Below are 19,224 nucleotides of genomic sequence, written 5' to 3'. Positions count from 1 at the left end.
CTCCGGCAGCGGGAGGGGTGGGTGACAGGTGCTGCGGCGGGGCCGAGCGCAGGTGGGAGACAGTGCTGGATCGCGCGGAGCGCGATCGGGTGGCGATGTGCAGCGGAGCTCCATCGCCACCAATGGCGGGGGTGCAGGTCTCCGCCAGGCTCCGACGGCGCGGCCCGCGCCAGGACCGTCCACGGCCTATGCAGCCTCGGCGACGCCGAGATCAGCAGCGCCGTCCTCCGACATCTCTTGTCTTTCTCTCTCTTCCTCGCCCACCTACAGAAAAGACGTCGACATGAAGTTCAACGACACCCTGACGACCCTCATCAAGCAGTCCCTTGAGGTCGGCGCGACGCCCGCTCTCATGGGCGAACCCGGCATCGGCAAGTCCAGCTTCGTCGAGGACCTGGCCTACTCCATGGGCACGCAGGCTTTCACGCTGCCGTGCAACCAGCTCGCCGACAAGGCCGACCTCACCGGCGCGCGCCTGGTGCCGTACACCAAGGACGACGGCACGCAGAGCTACAAGCAGGTCTTCTACCCGCACCAGGTGATCCAGGAGTGCATCGACTACGCCGAGAAGAACCCGCGCGAGTGGCCGATCCTCTTCCTCGACGAGATCAACCGCACCACCTCCGACGTCACCTCCGGCGCGCTGACCCTGGTCACGCTGCGCCGCATGGGGTACGTCGAGCTGCCCAAGAACGTCCGCATCGTCGTGGCCGGCAACGACAGGGGCAACGTCACCTCGCTCGACGAGGCAAGCCTGTCCCGCTTCGCGATCTTTCACGTCGAGCCCGACGCCGCCACCCTCATGTCCGTCCTCGGCGACAACATCAACCCCTGGGTGAAGACGGTGCTCACGCAGTACCCCGGGCTCATCTTCCAGAAGTCGACGCCCGAGGCCATCGTCGCCGACGGCCAGGACGACGACGACAACGGCAACGTCACGATGGCCGATCTGTTCGACGGCGGCGAGGAGATGAACCAGCTCACCACGCCGCGCACCATCGACAACCTGTCGAAGTGGCTTAATGCGGCCGACCCGCAGCAGCTGGCGCAGTACCTGGCCACCCCGATCCAGATCGGCGACCGCGAGACCTCGCTGCTGAACGAGGCCATCGAGGCCTACGTCGGGGACACCATGTTCACCACGCAGCTCGTGGCCACCATCGCCCAGGACCTGGCGAACAACGTCGGCGGCGTGCAGCAGAACCGGGTGAACGTCCCGAAGCCGAACTGCTACCAGAGCCTGAAGGCCGCAGCGACCATGACCGACATCGCCGCGGTCATCGTGACGCTGACCGACAACGAGAAGTCCGGGTCGCTGCTGTACGCGCTCAAGGAGAGCAAGGACAACGCGCGCCTCATCGAGCAGCTGGCCCAGGCCATCACCCAGATCGAGCCGGAGCACACGCGCACGCTCATCGAGATGGTGACCAGCCAGCAGATCGACCGCCAGAACCTCGAGGCCTTCATGGAGATCGACGCTCCGATCGTCAACCAGGCCAAGCCGGTCCTCTCGGCCTTCCTCTGATCGCTCGCTCACCGGTGGTGGGGACTGCGGCGGGCTGCCGTCCTTGCTGCAACTCCCCACCGTCGGCGGCGCTCTGCCGCTGCCTTGTCCTCAGAAGGAGACCACGACCCATGACGATCACCGTCACGAACCAGAAGCCGGCCGTACTCGACGCACTGCACACCATCTCGTGCACCGGTGATTACGACCCGATGCCGGCGATCCGGCAGACCCTCATCGACCCGCTGCTGGAGCCGTTGAACCCCAACGCCCCGGCGAGCATCACCGACGCCCAGGGCGCTGATCTGACGGGGGACATCCCGGATCTGGTTCTGAGCTGCCTCGGCGACACGCTGAACGTGGCCAGCGAGCAGACCGTCAAGGAGCTGCTCGGGCAGACCCTGATCAATTTCGACCAGGGCACGCCGCTGCCGGTCGCCGAGCTCTTCGCCGTCCAGGCCGGGCAGCAGAACAAGATGCCCGCGCCCTCCCCGCGGGTGCTCTACACCGCGCAGGCTGACGTCCTCCCGGCCGCGAAGGCTCTGCTGGCGGGGACCGGCGACGAGAGCGCCTTCTTCGCCTCGATCGCCTACACCTTCAACCCCGACACCCTCGGGTTCTGGTTCCAGTCCTCCGCGGCCTTCGACGACTTCAAGATCTGGCTGGCCCAGCAGACTCAGACGATGGCCAGTGCGTTGCCGCCGGCCACCACCAAGCTGCTCAACGACTTCACGGCCCTGTCCCTGAAGGGGCTCACCGAGTCGCTGCTGGTGCGCAAGGACGACTCTGACGCCAACGATGAGCACTCATTCGCCCGCGTGCTCGTGCACATGCTCATGAACTACGTCGAGCAGCAGCGGGCCCGGGCCAGCCAGCAGAACACCGCCCTGGACACCGGCGTCCTGCCGTTCACAGTCGGGGAGCTGTTCTGCCCGCGCTCCCTCGTCCTGGTCAACGTCGAGGCCCATGCCCGGGCCACCGCGGCGAAGATCACGGGGGAGTGGAACCTCATCAACCAGTCGCTGGCCTCGCCGGTGAAGGTCGTCTCGAACGCGTCGCTGTCCAAGCTCACCTCGCTGCCGCGGGCCGCAGCCCGGGCCGCCGCCATGGGAGCCAAACAGCAGTCGGGTCAACCCGGCAGCCGTAGCGCCCAGGTGGCGTTCCGCAAGCAGCCGCCGAGCAAGCTCGACCTGTTCAAGGACATCACCCGCGTGCTGCGCCGGATGGGCAAGGTCAACAAGTCACAGAACATCTTCCGCACGACGAGCGCGACCTTCCTCAAGGCCAACCGCCGGAACCCGGACGACTTCAACAAGCCCGGCCGGATCACCTCGGTGCAGTACATGCCCGACCTGCACATCTACATCGACACCTCCGGATCGATCTCCGAGGAGAACTACCAGGAGGCGGTCATGATGCTCATCCGGATCGCCAAGAAGCTCAACATCAACCTGTACTTCAACTCGTTCAGCCACTTCCTGTCCCAGGAGGTGATGCTGCGCACGGAGAACAAGTCGACGGCCCAGATCTGGAAGGAGTTCCGCAGGATCCCGAAGGTGTCGGGCGGAACCGAGTACACGCAGATCTGGCGGTACATCAATGCCAGCCGCGTGCGCCAGCGCAGGCTCTCGCTCATGGTCACCGACTTCGACTGGCTGCCGCCGTCCACGCGTCAGGATCACCCGAAGAACCTGTACTACGCACCGTGCTCCGCCATGGACTGGCCGTACATGGTGGACCTGGCAAAACGCTACGCCGATTCGATGCAGCACATCGATCCGAGCATCCGGCAGAGGCTCCTCGGCATGGTCGTCTGACCCTGCTGCCCCAAGAACCGCCAAGAGCGGTGCCGTGCAACCAACTCCCCTGGGCGGCACCGCTCTTGGCGACCCCTGACTTTCTCTCTCGTTCATCCAATCCCTGCTCGGCCGCACCAAAGGAACCCCCGATGCGAATCCCCGCGGATGTGCTCGCGGTTCTGTCAGACCGCACCAGGATTGACGGCCATCGCCTGGTGCTCGTCGGCCCCCGCTTGACTCCCGCCCTGTACCAGCGCGTCAACGAGGTCCTCGAAGCGGCCGGCGGTCGGTGGACGAAGACCGAGGGTGCGCACCTCTTCCCCGTCCACGCCGCCGAGGCGCTCGCCCCAGTGCTCGCCACTGGTGAAGTCGTGACCCTGGGGGAGAAACGCACCCTCGCTCAGTACTTCCCCACGCCCGACCCCGTTGTCGGCCGGCTCATCGCTATGGCCGCACTTGAGCCCGGCATGACGGTGCTGGAACCATCTGCTGGCTCCGGTGCCATAGCCACAGCCGTAGCAGCCCGCGGTGCGATCGTGGACTGCATCGAGCGGGACCCCGGGTACGCCACCGTCCTGTCGGATACGTATGTGGCGCGCCGGGTGCAGGTCGCTGACTTCCTCAGCATCCCTGCCGAACCTCGCTTCGACCGGGTGCTGATGAACCCACCGTTCACCCGTGGCACCGACATGGCCCACGTCACCCACGCCCTACGGTTCCTGAAACCGAATGGGCTGCTGGTGTCGGTCATGTCGTGGACCGTCACTGAACAGACTGGCAGCACCACAGCCTTCCGAAAGCTCGTGGAACAGCGCGGTGGTCTCGTCGAAGCACTTCCGGCCCGGGCGTTCTCCCAGTCCGGGACGACCGTCGACACCGTCCTCGTCACCATTCCTGCCACCCGTCCAGCCGACGCGCAGCCCACGATCTGGCCCGTGCGTGACCTCCCTGCGCAGGACGTGGAGGAACTCGGAAACCCGGCCGATATCGCCGCGGAGATCGTCGCTGATCTTCGCAAGGCGGTCGCCGCTTTCGAAGAGGTTGCCGCCGCGCTCACCAAGCCTGCGCCCACCACCGTGCCAGGCGATACCGAGGTCAGCTGACCATGCCACTCCTCGAAAACAGTCAAGAGCAGTGCCGCCTTTGACGACCCCTGACTTTCCCTCTCACTCATCCATATCCCTGCTCGGGACACCGTGGCGCGTCCACCCAGCGCGCCACCATGCCGAGCGACCCGCACCGAAGGAGGACCCGGTGGGTCTCAGCAACTTCACACCCGGCGGCTCCGACGACGACAAGGGCAACGGCGGTGGCGGCAGCTTTCCTCCGCAGTTCCCGTCTGTGGCCTTGCCGTCCAGCGGTGGCAGCGCCGATGACGTCAAGGAGCTCCTCGTCGACTACAACGAGAAGTTCAAGAGCGCCGATCCGACCATGTTCCGTGACACGCTCATCGGGCAGGTCCTCTCGGTCATCATCAGCAAGACCAAGCCCAACGCTCTGCTGGTCGGTTCCGCCGGCGTCGGCAAGACGAAGATCGTCGAGGACATTGCACGGCGTATCGCGCTCGGCGACGCCCTCATTCCCGACCAGCTCAAGGACTACACGATCTACGAGCTGCCCATCACCAACATCATCGCAGGGACCGGCATAGTCGGCTCGCTGGAGGAGAAGGTCAATGCGATCGTCGAGTTCGCCTCGGACCCCAAGAACAAGGCCATCCTGTTCATGGACGAGATCCACCAGATCACCGGAGGGTCCGGCAGTCATGGCGACGCCGTCGGCCGCAAGATCTCGCAGATCCTCAAGCCGGCCCTGGCCCGCGGTGACATGTCCGTCATCGGTGCGACCACCAGCACGGAGTCTCGTGCCTTCGATGAGGACCCTGCCTTCGCCCGTCGCTTCACCCGGCTCATCGTCGACGAGCTGAGCGTGGAGCAGACGCTGGCCGTGATGACCACGATCCGGCCCCGCCTGATGGCGCACTACCGTCACCAGATCGGGGTCTCCGATGACGTCCTGACCTCGGTGGTGCAGATCGCCGAAGCGAACTCCCGGGCTGGCCAGCACCGTCCGGACAATGCCATCACGCTGCTCGACCGGGCGATGGCTGACCGGGTCCTGGAGCAGAAGAAGCTCATCGTTCAGGCCGAGCTCGCCGGCGACACGGTACTCGCGCAGGCCTTGCGGTCCATCCCGCAGGTGCCGCTGACGAGCACCCGTGTGCTCGATGTGGCCAAGCGCCTGATGACCGGGAACGCCCAGCGCAAGGACCTCGACGTCGCCGCGCTGAGCGCCACGCTCACCAGCCGCCTGCAGGGCCAGGACGATGTACTCGCCAAGCTCACGGACCGTCTGGCCCGCGAAGAGCTCGACCTGTTCCCGACGAAGACGCCCACGACGTGGCTGTTCGCCGGGGCCTCGGGTGTGGGTAAGACCGAGGCGGTCAAGATCATCGCTGAGGAGACTACCGGCACCGAGCCGATCATCCTCAACATGACCGAATTCCACAGCGAGTGGTCGACGTCGAAGATCATCGGCGCACCTCCCGGCTATGTCGGATCGGACTCCAACCAGGAGCTCCCGTTCGACACGCTGGAGTCCAATCCCCACCGGGTGATCCTGCTCGACGAGTTCGAGAAGGCTGACAAGGCCGTGCAGCGCCTGTTCCTCTCGGCATTCGACGAGGGCTACATCCGCAATGCCCACGGCAAGATGCTGGACTTCTCCAAGGCCCTGGTCATCTGCACGACCAACGCCGCCCGTGATTCGCTCGACGGCAAGATGATCGGCTTTGGCGACAACCCGAAGACCATCTCGAACCAGAGCCTCAACAAGGCACTGGAGCAGTTCTTCGACGCCGAGCTGCTGGGCCGGTTCTCACTGGTCGTGGGGTTCAACCCCATCGACCGGCAGACCTACCGGCAGATCATGGCCGCCGACTACGAGCGGCAGCGTGAGCGGATCGTCGAGGCCAAGCCGCGGCTGGCCCAGGTGCTGCCCGTTTCGATGCTCGACGACGAACTGCGCGCCATCGAAGAGACCACCTACGTGGACTCCCAGGGTGCGCGGCCGGCGCGCAAGGCTGTTCGCACCTGGATCGAGGACCATCTCCTCGCTGCCCAGACCGGCGGCACAGCCTCGGCATCACCGTCGGACGACTGAGCAGTCGTCCGCATCGCACCGGGCGTACCTCACCCATACACCCTCATTGCTCAGGAAGGGCGGTCTCTGTTCGCTATGACCTGGATAAGGACTCTCAACGCGACGTCCCCGCAAGGGCAGCGAGTGGAGTACTGGCAGAACCCGGGAGGGGGATACTCCCTGGCCGAGTCCCCTGCGCAGGTGCGGGTGTCCGGTCGCACCGTGGTTAACGGCTGGTCATGCGATGGCGAGACGTATGCGGAGTATGCGCGCATCGTGCGTGAGGGGCACGCCCCTGTCAGCACCGACGCCTACAGAGAGGCGTGATCATGAAGTGGAACGAGTGCGAGAGCGGCATGGCCGTGCGGGACACCCGCACCGGAGAGGTGTTCAAGGTCGTCGGTCGTCGTGGAGTTACCGACGACGGCATCGCCACCGCCACCGACTGCGGTGCGTGGGTCGAGCAGATCGAGCCGGACTCTGACGGCATCAAGGAACTGTGGGTCGTTCACTGGTCGCACCTTGAACACGTAGCCGACTGATCCGCCGGCACATCGGGCGCACTCTCACTGGGTGCGCCATCCTTGTCTGCCCATGGGATCTCGATGTCGGCGATGCTGCCGTCGAAGGTCCCGACCGGTGCTCGGACTCGCCATCGAAGTGAGGTGAGCTGCCGCTGATGAACGACCACGCGCCTGGGCAGCGCGCGGTGTCCGGGGCGTGGCTTCGCCACATACCCCGGACTCAGGAGCCTAACGGCCCCTGACGGGTGGGTTGAGAGGAACGCGGGCGGGGCTCGTCGGCTGACGAGAGCCCCGCCCGCCTTCGCACCTGCGCCCATGACCCAGCCCTGTCGCTGTGCTCTTCGCTCGCCTTCGAGTAGGCGACTGGCTATTGACCTCTTGTCAGAATCGCTATGCGATGCTAATTGTGCGTTCTCTCAATCTGCCTCTCTACCCATTGAAGAAAGGCAACGACATGCCTGTCCTGCTTGATGATCTCGACCTCTCGGCCAATGCCGTTGCTCAGAAGGCCGTCGACCCGAAGTTCTTCTCCTCGAAGCTCACCGGCAACGGCAAGAAGCTCGGCCTGCTCAACGAGTCCCTGCTGCCGATTAACACTGCCACCAACACCGCCTACGCCATGGCCACCGACATCGAGGTCAAGCAGAGCTCGACGCAGCACGACATCACCACGACGTCGATCCCGCTCGCGCCGATCACGCGCCGCGCCCTGAACGCCGGCGCGTCCTTCACCCTGCCGAGCCCGCACGCCGACGACCGCTTCGCCGTTGACACCTCGTCCAGCCGATTCGACAACTGGGACGTTGCCTTCGACATGACCCCGCAGGCCCTCGTGTTCTACGAGGACAAGTCCGGCGACAAGTCCACGCGCGACCTCGTCATCCAGTATCGGATGGAGCTGTACTTCTTCAAGAAGGGGCTCTCCGAGCCCGAGTACGCGACTGCCGTCCCGCGCTCGGCCGGCAACGGCAACCACGACGCTGCCGTCTTCCTGCAGTGGGACACCAGCCCGCTGGAGAACGCCCGTGACTACGTCCAGGACGTGCTCGCATCCGCCGGCCTAGCGGCCTCCAACCTCGGTGATGAGTTCGACGAGTGGATGCGCCAGTACTCGATCTACGAGCGCATCACGCGCCTGGCCCAGATCTGGGACTCCGAGACGATCGCCGACGAGGTCTGCCGCTACATCCAGGACATGCCCGCGAGCCCGACGGAGCAGCACCTGAACATGCTCGCCGTCCAACTGCGCTACCTGGAGAACCACAACGTTCCGCTGGAGGCCTACCGTCAGATCCACAAGCAGTTGGATGCGACCTTCTCCGACCAGATCACCATGAAGCTGTCGAAGCAGAACCTCAGCCTGCTGATGAACCATACGCTCGACCACCTGGAGCAGATGAAGCCTCAGCTGATCGTGCCTGCGCAGCCGGCCACGCCTCCGAATCTGCCGCCCCACCTGTCCAAGCAGCAGCTCGACGCGCTCACCACGCACGAGCCGCTGGTGATGACGCAGGCAGGAGCCGGCACCGGCAAGTCGACCGTGATCCTCGAACGGATCAAGTACCTCGAAGCCTGCGGCGTCCCCGCCTCGGACATCACGGTGCTCTCGTTCACCAACGCCGCAGCCGACAACATCACGGAGAAGAATCCGGACGTCGGCTCGATGACGATCGCCAAGATGATCATCGACATCTACTCGATGAACCACCCGAGGCACAAGGTCTCGGCGATCGACACGATCATCAACTCGATCGACATCTTCTACCCGAACAGCCAGTTCGCGGCGACGTTCCGCCACCGCCTGCTGGAGGTCGACCAGAACAGGACTGGTGCCTTCACGGCACTGAACACTTTCGTCGAGAGCCACTTCGACGAGGTGATCGCCCTGCTCGACCGCATCGAGCAGACGTCGCTGGAGCTGCAGATCATCATCTGTTACCAGAAGATCGACGACATGGCCGAGCCGGCCCACGTGCAGTCGAAATACCTCATCATCGACGAGGTGCAGGACAACAGCGTGTTTGAGTTCATCTACGTGCTGAAGTACATCACCAAGCACGCTCAGTCCCTGTTCATCGTCGGCGATGCCTCGCAGACGCTGTACGAGTTCCGCTCAGCGAACCCGCGCGCGCTCAACACGCTGGAGGGCTCGGGGGTCTTCGCGATCTTCAAGCTCACGACGAACTACCGGAGCAACCAGGAGATCCTGGACTTCGCGAACGTCGTGCTCGGCGGGCTGGAGACCAACCAGTTCGCCAACATCCAACTGCAGGCGAACTCGCTCGCCATGCCCACTGCGGACTCGTTCCAGGAGAAGGTCACCCTGGAGTACCGCGAAGTGGCCAGACTCACCGGGTTCGTCACCCAGGACCTGCAGGCGATCGTAGGCAACACGGTCATCCCCGACTACGTGGACAAGTGCCTGGACCGGGGCGAGCAGGTGGCCTTCCTGGCCTACTCGCGCCGCGAGGTGTCCTTGATCCAGCATGTGCTCGAAAAGCGCTACCCGAACCGCCACGTCGCCTCTCTGGTCAGCGATCGCGTCTACGCCACGGACATCTTCTCGAAGTACATCAAGTTCTTCTGGAACGACGTCCGGCAGGCACCGCCGGCCAACGCCGCGTTCGTGGTCTCCCAGGGGATCAAGGACAACATGGACAAGCTGACGAAGAACGCTGCCAACACCAGCGTGGAGAAGGCGATCCTGCGCACGATCTCCGAGTGGTGGATCGAGAACAGCGCGATCATCAACGGTTGGGTCACGCTCTGCCACCAGGGCACGCTCACACACAATGCGCTCTTCGATCGGCTGCGCGACAACCTGCTCTCCTTCGAGATTCAGCGGAACCAGCAGAAGCTGAACATCAACAAGCAGAAGAACCAGGAGCGCAAGCGGAAGAACCTCGAGTCCAAGGCCGACCTGATCGTTTCGACGATCCACGGTGCCAAGGGTCTCGAATTCGACAACGCGGTCGTCCTCTACAGGGAGGACACGAAGATGACCCAAGATGCCAAGCGGATGTTCTACGTCGCCTTCACCCGTGCCATGAAGAGCCAGTACGTACTCGGCTACGGCACCGTGAAGAACCCTCCGATCCAGAGCAGCTACGAGCAGATCGTGACGGCTCTGACCGAGCGCGACAAAAGGAACGCCGCTCGCGCCCTCGGCATCGATCCGGACCTCCTGGACGACAACGACAACGACAGCGCTGCTCCCGGCAACACCGACGATCGCTCCGCGGTCGCTGCGGCCGTCTGACCAACCGCCGCCACCCCATGGCGCAGGGGCGGGTGTCTCGTTCGTCGAGAACACCCGCCCCTGCGGATTTCAGCATTTCAGACACCTGCCCAGGGTGCCCGGTACGGAGGCATACGGCGAACCGCTCGCCGAAGCCTGGCACTCCCTCGACCAATGGGCCGTCCGCGGCGAGGTCCTCTTCGCCGTCAACGTCCTGGCAGAACGCCAGGCGAAGCAAGCCGCACCCGCCATGTCCCCTCACGACCTCGGCGGGACGGCGGTGTTCGGGTATCACCGGGCGTTGCCGCCCGCCGCCTGCCTCCACCGCGCTCTTCGCCGAAGAACAGGAATCCACCCATGGACTTTCCCGGCCTGGAACTGACGATCCGCATGACGCTCGTGGCTGGCCCGGACATGCGTGTATTCGTCCCCGTACGGCTGTATTACAAGAATACCGACCCCTATGCGGTGCAGTTCTCCTTCGACATCACGCCCGACACGATGGTCCGCTGGGCGTTCGCCCGGGAACTACTGGCCCAGGGCCTCACCGCACCCGCTGGAATCGGTGACGTGAAGATCACCCCAGTCGGCCCGCTCCATAACCGCAGCCTCAGCATTGAATTGGAGTCCCTCGACGGATACGCACGCCTTGAAGGACCGGCAGCCCCCATCAAGGAGTGGCTCACCGAGACCTTCGAGGTCGTCGCCGCAGGCCAGGAGTCCAAAGTCGTCGACATCGACGGCTTCCTCGACGAGATTCTTCCCCGCTGACAGCGAAAGCCGCGCACGGCCCGGAGACCCACGGGGCCCGGGGCCCGGTGCAGGAAAACCCACGCCGCCATGTCGCACCAGTGGCGCCGCACACCTCTGCACATGCCCCATCCGCTCACGTCCCGGACAAGGAGCAAACCTGTGGCCACGCACTGAAGAAGACCTCGGATGTCAGCCTGGAGAAGGTAGGAGCACCGACCATGAACATCACTCGCGACATGCGGACCGTGATGCGGCAGTACGAACTTACGGAGCCGATGGTCCGCGCCATCTACACCGGCGAGAGCGACGAGGTCATCGACTGCAACTGGCGTACCGAAGCCGCCCTCATCGAGCGCCGCCTGATGCACCGCACTATGTCGAACCTGACCCTAAGGGGACGCGACGTCCTCGCCGCGCTCAAGGCCGCCGAGGGTGTCGTCGCGCCGGCCGCGGTCGAGACGCCGGCCCCGAAGGTCGTCGCGGGCCGCATCGTCGGCCATGCCGGCGTCACGAAGGGCTCCCTCCCGAAGCACTCCGACGACCCCCACGTCCGCGCCGCAATCGGGGCCCTGGGCGACCTCGAGCTCGCTGAGCTGACCGACGACTTCGACCCGGAGGCGGGCGCAGACGTCCGGGGCTTCATGGTCGAGCCGCGTGGACACGGCTGGGTTGCCGTGTACTGGGTTTTCGGCGGCCTCCTACGCGACCACAACGATAAGCCCTTCAGGGTCGAACTCCAGATCGCCGCCGACAACCTGCGCGACGCCTGCTGGCACGTCGAGCCGACCGCGAAGTCGTCGCTCTGCATGTTCGCCTGGGGGCCTATCGACGAGTTCAGCATGGGTATCGGCAATCAGCAGGGGGCCGACGCGGTCGCCCGGCTGCCCAAGATCCAGGCCGGCGACGTCGTCGAGGCCGAGACGGTGCCCCCCGTGCCGGACCCCATACGGGTCCGCGTCACCGGTGAGCCGCAGCACAGCCCCGCGCACTTCGGCACCGTTCTCAGCACCGCGGAGGGCACGATCGTGGTCGAGACCGACAGCGTCCGTGTCGCCGACGGGACGCCGGCCTCGCTGGCCCCAATGTCCGAGGCGTTCGAGCGGAACATCGCGGCCGCCAACGACGTCCTCGCCGGTATCGACTTCGGGGAGGACGAGCCGCTGGCTCCGGCGCCCGAGCTTCTGCGCGACGACGTCTCGTACGCGATCCAGTGGCGCAAGGACGGCGGGAAGTGGCACGGTGACATCATCACATCCGCACTCCACGGCCGGGACGAGGCCGACGCGTACGTCGCTGACGTGCAGGCCCTCGCCGAGCCCGGCGTCGAGGTCAGGGCGGTCGAGTACCGGCTGACGCACACCGCCCTCCCGATGCCCGGCGAGGCGAAGCCGTCCGACGTCGGCCACGGGCCCGTCGACGCCCGAACGCTGCGCTCCGGCTGCCGTGTCGACCTGTATGGCGCCGAGCGCCTGATCTGGAAGGTCGAGTACCTGTACGCCGGTAACTACCTGCGGCTCCACACCGTCCCGCCAGCCGGCGAGCGCCCCAGATACTTCGTCTTCACCAAGTCGCCTGGCGAGAAGGTCGAGCTGATCTCCCGCAGCCCGGCTGTCGACGTCACCGGCCGGCCCGTCGTCGACGCCCGCTGACCCCGGCACGGACCGGGTCGAGCGGTCCGTGCCGGGGTCAGCGGTTGAGCGACCAAGTCCTCAGCCTGTCGGCGAACCTTGACGACGACGGCAAGGTCTTGGTCGGCGCGGCTTCTTCGCCAGCGGAATGCGCACCCTCACGCAAGGCGGCCTGTTCCGCCGCTCCCAGACCTTCGTCGATGTGGTACTCGGCGCCCACCAGGGCCGCAGCGCCGAGCCGCACAACTCCCTGGGGCATTCCCCCATTACCCCTGGACAGCAGCGGGCTTTCGATCCGCTGAGCGCCGCATGCTGCCTCCACCACCCACTCAACTGATGGCGTCCCGCCGGGTGGTGCAGCCGATCAACGGACCGGAACTCGCAGGTCACGCCGGGCGCTTCGACCGGCTGGGGCACTCCCGGCGTCTGACCGGGCGCTTTTGCGTGATGCGCTGACGGGGGAGATTGTCGCGAGCCAGGTACCGGAGGGCGGAGCGTGTGATCCCTTGCACCACCTCGCGGGACGCGACCACTCAACTCCCGCGAAAGCGAGAAGTCTTCATGCCCGCATCTACGATCGTTGCTTCCGGCGGGGAGTTCCGCCTCTACGGGGACTCCGTGCTGACTTTCGCCGATCTGCCCGTGGCCACCTATGCGATCGCCTTTTCCCAGGTGGCCGGCTACAGCCTGCGCCAGACGGAGGCGCTGGCTTCCGCCGAGGAGACCGTCTACGGCAGCCACGCTTCCCGTGTACAGCGGATCGTCACCGGCTACTCCGCCATGGATCGCTCGCTCGGCATCATCCTCTCCGGCGACAAGGGCATGGGTAAGAGCCTCATGCTCCGCCTGCTCGCCGGGCGGATGCGCGAGGAACACCACCTGCCCACCGTGCTCGTGCAGCACAACACGCCGGGGCTGGCTGCGTTCCTCGACGAGCTGGGTGAAGTCGTCGTCGTCTTCGACGAGTTCGAAAAGATCTTCTCCAACGAGGACGACGAGTCGCAGAACCAGTTCCTGAGCCTGTTCGACGGGCTGAGCACGACGAAGCGCCTCTACGTCCTGTCGGTCAACGAGTTGCACCGCGTGAACGACTACATGCTCAACCGACCCGGCCGCTTCCACTACCACATGCGCTTTTCCTACCCCGAGCCTGAGACGGTGGCCACCTACCTGCGCGACCAGGTGCCCGGAGTGGCCGAGAAGCAGGTGGCCGAGATCGTCGACTTCTCCCGAAAGTACGACATCAACTTCGACCACCTGCGGGCGATCGCCTTCGAGCTGCGCCTGGGCGAGTCGTTCGCTGAGGTGATCGGTGACCTGAACATCAAGCGCAGCGAGCACGCCAGCTCGCGGATCGAGGCCCACATCACCTGGAAGAACGGCGACACCGACGTCTTCGATGGCCGTGTCGATCTGTTCGACAGCGACAGCCTGCAGACCATCAACGACTGGGACACCGGCACCGGGCTGCAGTTCCGCATGTGCGACGCCGTCCCGTCCAAGGACGGCTACCAGTCCGGATGGTGCCTTCACGCTCACCGACCTCCGCGATGAGGACGACAGGTCGCCCGACGACGAGAAGGACCTGCGTGCCGCCGCGGTGACCCTGCGTCGTTGCCCGCAGTACTCCATCGACTTCTGAGGACACCCCCCATCCGAACCGCCGAGGAAGCCACTCCGGTCTCCTCGGCGGTTCGCTGTCCGGCTCACGCGTTCCTGTACAGAAAGCAGCCTTCGACCATGCTCAAGTACCGCATCGTCTCCGAGCCCGACCCTGGCGCAGAGCATCGTGAGCCCCGAGGGGCCAACCTGTGCCTCGGCACGGCCCGTCTCGTCACGGTCATCGACCCCGAGGACCTGTTCTGGGCGACCAGCGAGCTGATCTCCTTCGGCAACGACCCGCATTGATCGCCATGCAGCCAGATCCGACTGTGCTGCTCGTCTGCCTGGCTGTCGCTGCGCTCGGCATCCTGTGCCTCGCCATCGGCGTTGGCCGTAAGCGGCGCTGGCGGGACCCCACCCGGCTTTTCACCTGGTCCCAGAAGAAGCAGCTCATCCGCCAGGCCAACGGCCGGTGCGAGTACAAGCCACTCCTCTGGTTCCGGTGCCCGGCAGCGGGGGCCGAGGCCGACTGCGGATACGGCATCACGCAGGTCACCGACCACATGCGCCTGGCTGGTAAGGAAGACGGCCACGGTGGTGCCGCCTGGCCTTACCAGACGCAGCGCGCCGTCGCCCTCGACTACACCGCGAACGTCGCCGCTGGTCTCCAGATCCTGATCTCCAAGTGGAACGAGACCCGCCAGGCCGGTATGCAGGTGAACAATGGCAACCCCGCCAAACTGGAGAACTGGACGTTCGCTCTGTGGGCGTACAACTCCGGCTTCTACGCGAACGCGGGCGACGGCTCGCCGTGGGGTGTGGGCTGGGCGAACAACCCCGCCAACCCCGAGTGGGACGCCGGCCGGTCCCCGTTCATGGAGGACTCCGCAGGCAACGAAGAAGCCTCTGACGCCGCGCACCCGCAGGACTGGCCCTACCAGGAGAAGGTCCTCGGCTTCGCCGCACACCCGCCAGCCTTCCTGGAGGCACCTGGAAAGATGGTGCCCGCCTTCCGTGCCGCGTGGTGGAACGGCACCGAGGGTGGCGCTTCCATCGACGGCAGCGCCGTGCAGAACCGTGCCAAGGTCAAGCCGCCGGAGGGCACCTTCTGCACCACCGCCAACAGTTGCAACCCCGGCATGATCAGCGACGGCGCCCAGAACGAGGTCGGCGCCGGCCCTTGCACCCGCAGCGACTTCAAGTGCTGGTGGAACCAGTCAGTGCAGTGGAAGGACGACTGCGACTACTCCTGCGGCAACGACTTCACCCGCTTCCCCGCCAGCTGGGCTGAGGAAGCCGACGGCACCGCCTACCCGCCGAACTGCACCACCAGCGGCCTGCCTGCCGGCGCTATGATCATCGACGATCTGCCTGAGGGCACCCCGGTGGTGAGAGCGGGCTGCAGCAACAGTTCCTGGACCAATCAAGGCTCCTTCAGCATCGACTTCGGAGATGGCGAGACCGCATGCGCTCTGTGCTATGTGCGCTGGCCCGCCAAGGTCGATCTGCACCAGCTCGGTGCCGGATTCGGCGGCCACTTCTACTTCGGCCACTCCCGCTCGGATGACGCCAAGGGCGGACGGCTCGAGTTCACAGGCACCTGGACCCTGAACCAAGCCGTGAACGGCCCGGCAAAGATCTGGGTCCATCTGCCCGACCACGGCGCCCAGGAGAAGAACGCCACCTACAAGATCCACACCGCCCGTGGCGTGAAGACCCGAGTGGTGGACCAGAACGGCGGCACCAACCGATGGGTGCCCATCGGTGCGTTCATGTTCAAGGGCAAACCCAAGGTGTCCCTTTCGACGACCACCCCGAACGGCACCGGCGACAAGGACATCGCCTACGACGCCATTGCGGTCCAGCCGATAGACGGCGAGTTCGTGGAGAGGACCCTGACCGCTGCGGCGATCTTCGATCCGAACCAGAACATCGACACCAGCATGCCCACTGAGATGGTCACGCCGTTGCGTACCCGCACTACCCTGTACCACTGGGCACAGGGTCTGGCGTACAAGGGCCCGTACTGGGACAACCCCGACGCCGACGTGACGGGCATCTCCGGTGCGGCACGCTGCCCCACGGCCACACCCGCGGGCGAGTGCTCCGGGCAGAAGACCTGGGATGCCGCCGACGCCTGGTACAAGGACATCAAGGCCGGCGGCATCGCGACCGCCCCGGAAGGTTCCGCCGCGCCGTCCATGTCCATTCCGATCTGGATGGCCATGGCCAACAAGCGACCCGACCCGAGCCAGCCGGCCAGCGTCGCGTTGCAGAACAACAACAGCTACAAGATCAAGTCAGATGTCGAGGTGAGTTTCATCGTCGACGACTCCACCGGCAAGATCGTAGCCGGGAGCGAGTCGGCGGACTACCAGGTGAAGGTCGGCAACGCGCACTTGCCGCACTTCGTGACCGACATCATCAAGGCCATCGAAGCCGACTACGGCATCACCCGGCCCTACATCGACTACCAGACCCACGACGCCCTTGAGTACGGGCGGGACCAGGTTTCCCACCCCTACGCAGACGGCGACACTCCCGGACAGGCGTACTTCCCGCACCTGCGCGGAGCGCGCCTGAACACCGACAACACCTGTGTCGACATCCGGGCCGTGGGCGGCGGTGTGCACGGCTACCGGCCGATGATCGCCAACAAGCACGTCAACGACAACGTCAAGGCGTGGGTGGACAAGGTCAAGGCCCACCCGGACACCAACATCGGTATCCGGAACTTCGCCGGAGACGTGTACTCGATGTTCTTCAAGAACTCCGGGGACAACAACGTCTACGGCTCGCTGATCGGCAACGCTCCGCCGATCTGGCAGGAGATCGCCGCAGAGTTCTGCGCCGACGGCTCGGTGAAGCCCACGCACCTGGTGGACAACCGTGACGCCACCCCGACCAACGGGATCGTCTACCAGTCCTACATGCCGGATCTGTATCTGTATGTCGATGATAAAATGACCGATAATCTCGGCCGCCCGTCGAACAAGCGGATCAGTGGGGGCGACTGGAGGAACTTCTCCAACATGCCCGTCGTCAATGGCGTCAACGGACAGGCGTATGGCAAGTGCGACGTGTACGAACGTGGCAGTGGCGGCAACCCGTGGGCAATCGACCCGCCCATACCCTTCGTGGGTGACGGACCCGGTGAGCGTCCTGGGGGCGTCGTGCACTGTGACGACGACACCAATGGATTCGTAGAGAACCGCACACCGTAGGGTCGGCGAATCTGGCCGGGGGCCGCCGAGCGGGCGGCCCCCGGCTTCACGGAAAGGAGGACCACGCATGGCGCTCGGCATCGCCGTCATCTTCGGCCTTCTCGTCCTGCTCCCACTGATGGCACTGCTGTCCTACGGGGTAGGGCGCAAGACCTCAACCGGGGTGGGCTGGTGGTGGGCAGCCGCCACCATGGGCATTCCGACAGTCCTGGTCGTCGGCTGGCTCATCACCACGAACACCGGCAGCAACTCCGAGCCGGAGCCGAAGGCGGACAGCTACGTCGTCGGCAACCCCTACGAGCCGGGCACGAAAGCAGCAGCGGACTACGACTTCGGACGGGACCTCGCCACCGAGCTCGTTGACAAGGGCGAGGGCCCCGGATCCGGCATGGCAGACGACGTGACTCGCTGGTGTACCGAGCAACTGGACCAGGCCGTCGCCAGCGGCGAGGAAGTCACCGAGGCGATGGCCAAGGGCTGCATCTCTGCGGCCTAATACTCCAGCATATTTCGCTGTCTGACCTGGTCTTTCGCCGGGTGGCGGGAGTCGTGGTGGTTCCTCCGCAAGGCCCCATGCTGGCGCCTGCGCTGCCAGCCCGGCGACACGGCCACCCTCGCCGGTATGCAGAACCACCTCAGCCACGCGCTCGATGAACTAGCGGCACACGGACGGATCGTGAGGTGGCGGGAGACGATCTACGAGCCGGAGACGTACATCTTCGGCGGCCCGGAAGGGATCAAGGCCGCCCACGCACTGTTCCACGCCGACAGTTGGGGCATCCTCAACTACCTTCATACCCAGGGTGCAACGACAACCGGCGAGCGGCGCATCGGCCGCCGTGAGGTATCCGTCCTGATGATGAGCGTCCTGCTCCGCAGCGCCCGACAGGAATGGGCAGGGCAGGGCGACATCTGGCACCAGGCGGCACAGATGCGGCCTCTTCCTTTCGACGCCCCGCTGAGCCGACTACAGGAGATGACACCCCGCATCCGGCACCTCATGACCGTGGGCGCGAGCGCCACCAGCCCGTTGATCCGCGACAGCGGACCCCTCGCGTATATCGCTGATTCCTGGGTTCGACAGAATTCCCATCACCTAGAGTCACAAGATGAGGTCTGACCAGGGAGGATGCACTAGGTCATGGAGAGGGGGCGTGTCTCTAGGCTCTGACATTCTTGCTGGTCAGCGCGGTGACGACCGCTAAGGGCCCCTTGATGCTGGGGCGTTGCAACCACGCTATCCGATCACATAGCGGGTTTCGAGCCCCGTCGCGCTGCGCCGAGGCAAGCCCGCAAAAGTGGCGAAAGGTGATGAATCACCCTCGGATCTTGTGGCATTGTCAGAGAATCATGCCTCTCTCGCCAGCTCCTTGACCAGCGGGAATGTCAGCGCCTAGAGACACGGGCAATTCGGGCGTGAGGCGATGAAGCCGCAGGTCATGGCCCACTTTGCGTCTCTAGGCGAACCGGCTTCTGTCGAACGCAGGTGATTGGATCGCCGGCGTAGAAGCAGCCGGGCACACCCTCGGGCGCCTTGCGCAGGCGGGAAAGCTCACCCAAGGCGTCCGCGCGACCCTGGCCCGCCACATCATCTTCCATTGGAACCGGATCGGCCTGACCGCTCGTACCCAGAGCATCCTGGCTCGGGCAGCACGGGATGCCGTGACACGTGGCTGAGGAACCCCATACGCAAGGTTCGTGATGTGCGTCACGGTACGCTTGTGGAGCTGGTGTCTCATGCCGAGGCTGTAGCATCTGGTGATGCTGTTGTTCCGAGCGCATGAATGAGCACAGAATGCTCGCCCTCAATG

General features: G+C 65.2%; 15 protein-coding genes. All 15 read left to right on the top strand.

Annotated elements, in window-relative coordinates:
- Positions 1-283: 283 nt before the first annotated feature.
- The 15 genes from V1460_RS25265 (at position 284) to V1460_RS25195 (ending at position 18,533) form a co-directional block, all read left to right on the top strand.
- Complete coding sequence (locus tag V1460_RS25265) at positions 284-1,525, top strand: MoxR family ATPase (RefSeq protein WP_338675903.1); 1,242 nt, start codon at positions 284-286, stop codon at positions 1,523-1,525.
- A gap of 110 nt (positions 1,526-1,635) precedes the next feature.
- On the top strand, positions 1,636-3,321 hold the full coding sequence (locus tag V1460_RS25260; RefSeq protein ID WP_338675902.1) for a hypothetical protein: 1,686 nt from the start codon (positions 1,636-1,638) through the stop codon (positions 3,319-3,321).
- Between the two features lie 131 nt (positions 3,322-3,452).
- A complete protein-coding gene (locus V1460_RS25255) occupies positions 3,453-4,406 on the top strand; it encodes a methyltransferase (protein WP_338675901.1) in 954 nt (317 codons plus the stop codon).
- Between the two features lie 151 nt (positions 4,407-4,557).
- Positions 4,558-6,465 (top strand): AAA family ATPase, encoded by a 1,908-nt coding sequence (locus tag V1460_RS25250; protein ID WP_338675900.1) that lies wholly within the window; start codon positions 4,558-4,560, stop codon positions 6,463-6,465.
- A gap of 308 nt (positions 6,466-6,773) precedes the next feature.
- Positions 6,774-6,986: a hypothetical protein gene (locus V1460_RS25245; protein WP_338675899.1), complete on the top strand. Its 213-nt coding sequence runs from the start codon at positions 6,774-6,776 to the stop codon at positions 6,984-6,986.
- Between the two features lie 436 nt (positions 6,987-7,422).
- Positions 7,423-10,227 (top strand): ATP-dependent helicase, encoded by a 2,805-nt coding sequence (locus V1460_RS25240; protein WP_338675898.1) that lies wholly within the window; start codon positions 7,423-7,425, stop codon positions 10,225-10,227.
- 94 nt (positions 10,228-10,321) lie between these two features.
- On the top strand, positions 10,322-10,588 hold the full coding sequence (locus V1460_RS25235) for a hypothetical protein (protein WP_338675897.1): 267 nt from the start codon (positions 10,322-10,324) through the stop codon (positions 10,586-10,588).
- The gene (locus tag V1460_RS25230; protein WP_338675896.1) at positions 10,564-10,977 is read left to right on the top strand and encodes an SsgA family sporulation/cell division regulator; all 414 of its coding nucleotides are present in this window, start codon (positions 10,564-10,566) and stop codon (positions 10,975-10,977) included. Before V1460_RS25235 ends, V1460_RS25230 begins: the two co-directional genes overlap by 25 nt.
- A gap of 200 nt (positions 10,978-11,177) precedes the next feature.
- The gene (locus tag V1460_RS25225) at positions 11,178-12,608 is read left to right on the top strand and encodes a hypothetical protein (RefSeq protein WP_338675895.1); all 1,431 of its coding nucleotides are present in this window, start codon (positions 11,178-11,180) and stop codon (positions 12,606-12,608) included.
- 127 nt (positions 12,609-12,735) lie between these two features.
- Positions 12,736-12,924 carry a hypothetical protein gene (locus V1460_RS25220; protein WP_338675894.1) on the top strand — a complete coding sequence of 63 codons (189 nt, stop codon included), beginning with the start codon at positions 12,736-12,738 and terminating at the stop codon, positions 12,922-12,924.
- A gap of 224 nt (positions 12,925-13,148) precedes the next feature.
- Positions 13,149-14,141 carry an AAA family ATPase gene (locus tag V1460_RS25215; RefSeq protein ID WP_338675893.1) on the top strand — a complete coding sequence of 331 codons (993 nt, stop codon included), beginning with the start codon at positions 13,149-13,151 and terminating at the stop codon, positions 14,139-14,141.
- Between the two features lie 186 nt (positions 14,142-14,327).
- Complete coding sequence (locus V1460_RS25210; protein WP_338675892.1) at positions 14,328-14,495, top strand: hypothetical protein; 168 nt, start codon at positions 14,328-14,330, stop codon at positions 14,493-14,495.
- Positions 14,496-14,500: 5 nt separating this feature from the next.
- Positions 14,501-17,413, top strand: coding sequence for a hypothetical protein (locus V1460_RS25205; protein ID WP_338675891.1), 2,913 nt, complete (start codon positions 14,501-14,503; stop codon positions 17,411-17,413).
- 67 nt (positions 17,414-17,480) lie between these two features.
- Positions 17,481-17,909, top strand: a complete 429-nt coding sequence (locus tag V1460_RS25200) for a hypothetical protein (protein ID WP_338675890.1) — start codon at positions 17,481-17,483, stop codon at positions 17,907-17,909.
- Positions 17,910-17,918: 9 nt separating this feature from the next.
- The gene (locus tag V1460_RS25195; protein WP_338678196.1) at positions 17,919-18,533 is read left to right on the top strand and encodes a thiopeptide-type bacteriocin biosynthesis protein; all 615 of its coding nucleotides are present in this window, start codon (positions 17,919-17,921) and stop codon (positions 18,531-18,533) included.
- Positions 18,534-19,224 lie beyond the last annotated feature (691 nt).

The sequence above is a fragment of the Streptomyces sp. SCSIO 30461 genome (assembly GCF_037023745.1).
Lineage (GTDB): Bacteria > Actinomycetota > Actinomycetes > Streptomycetales > Streptomycetaceae > Streptomyces.
This window is presented reverse-complemented; position numbering and strand designations above follow the sequence as displayed.

Bases quoted from the DNA above. Each gene is read 5' to 3' on its own strand.
- V1460_RS25220 (WP_338675894.1), top strand. From the start codon at position 12,736: ATGCGCACCCTCACGCAAGGCGGCCTGTTCCGCCGCTCCCAGACCTTC.
- V1460_RS25200 (WP_338675890.1), top strand. From the start codon at position 17,481: ATGGCGCTCGGCATCGCCGTCATCTTCGGCCTTCTCGTCCTGCTCCCA.
- V1460_RS25245 (WP_338675899.1), top strand. From the start codon at position 6,774: ATGAAGTGGAACGAGTGCGAGAGCGGCATGGCCGTGCGGGACACCCGC.
- V1460_RS25215 (WP_338675893.1), top strand. From the start codon at position 13,149: ATGCCCGCATCTACGATCGTTGCTTCCGGCGGGGAGTTCCGCCTCTAC.
- V1460_RS25255 (WP_338675901.1), top strand. From the start codon at position 3,453: ATGCGAATCCCCGCGGATGTGCTCGCGGTTCTGTCAGACCGCACCAGG.
- V1460_RS25225 (WP_338675895.1), top strand. From the start codon at position 11,178: ATGAACATCACTCGCGACATGCGGACCGTGATGCGGCAGTACGAACTT.
- V1460_RS25205 (WP_338675891.1), top strand. From the start codon at position 14,501: ATGCAGCCAGATCCGACTGTGCTGCTCGTCTGCCTGGCTGTCGCTGCG.
- V1460_RS25260 (WP_338675902.1), top strand. From the start codon at position 1,636: ATGACGATCACCGTCACGAACCAGAAGCCGGCCGTACTCGACGCACTG.
- V1460_RS25230 (WP_338675896.1), top strand. From the start codon at position 10,564: ATGGACTTTCCCGGCCTGGAACTGACGATCCGCATGACGCTCGTGGCT.
- V1460_RS25240 (WP_338675898.1), top strand. From the start codon at position 7,423: ATGCCTGTCCTGCTTGATGATCTCGACCTCTCGGCCAATGCCGTTGCT.
- V1460_RS25265 (WP_338675903.1), top strand. From the start codon at position 284: ATGAAGTTCAACGACACCCTGACGACCCTCATCAAGCAGTCCCTTGAG.
- V1460_RS25210 (WP_338675892.1), top strand. From the start codon at position 14,328: ATGCTCAAGTACCGCATCGTCTCCGAGCCCGACCCTGGCGCAGAGCAT.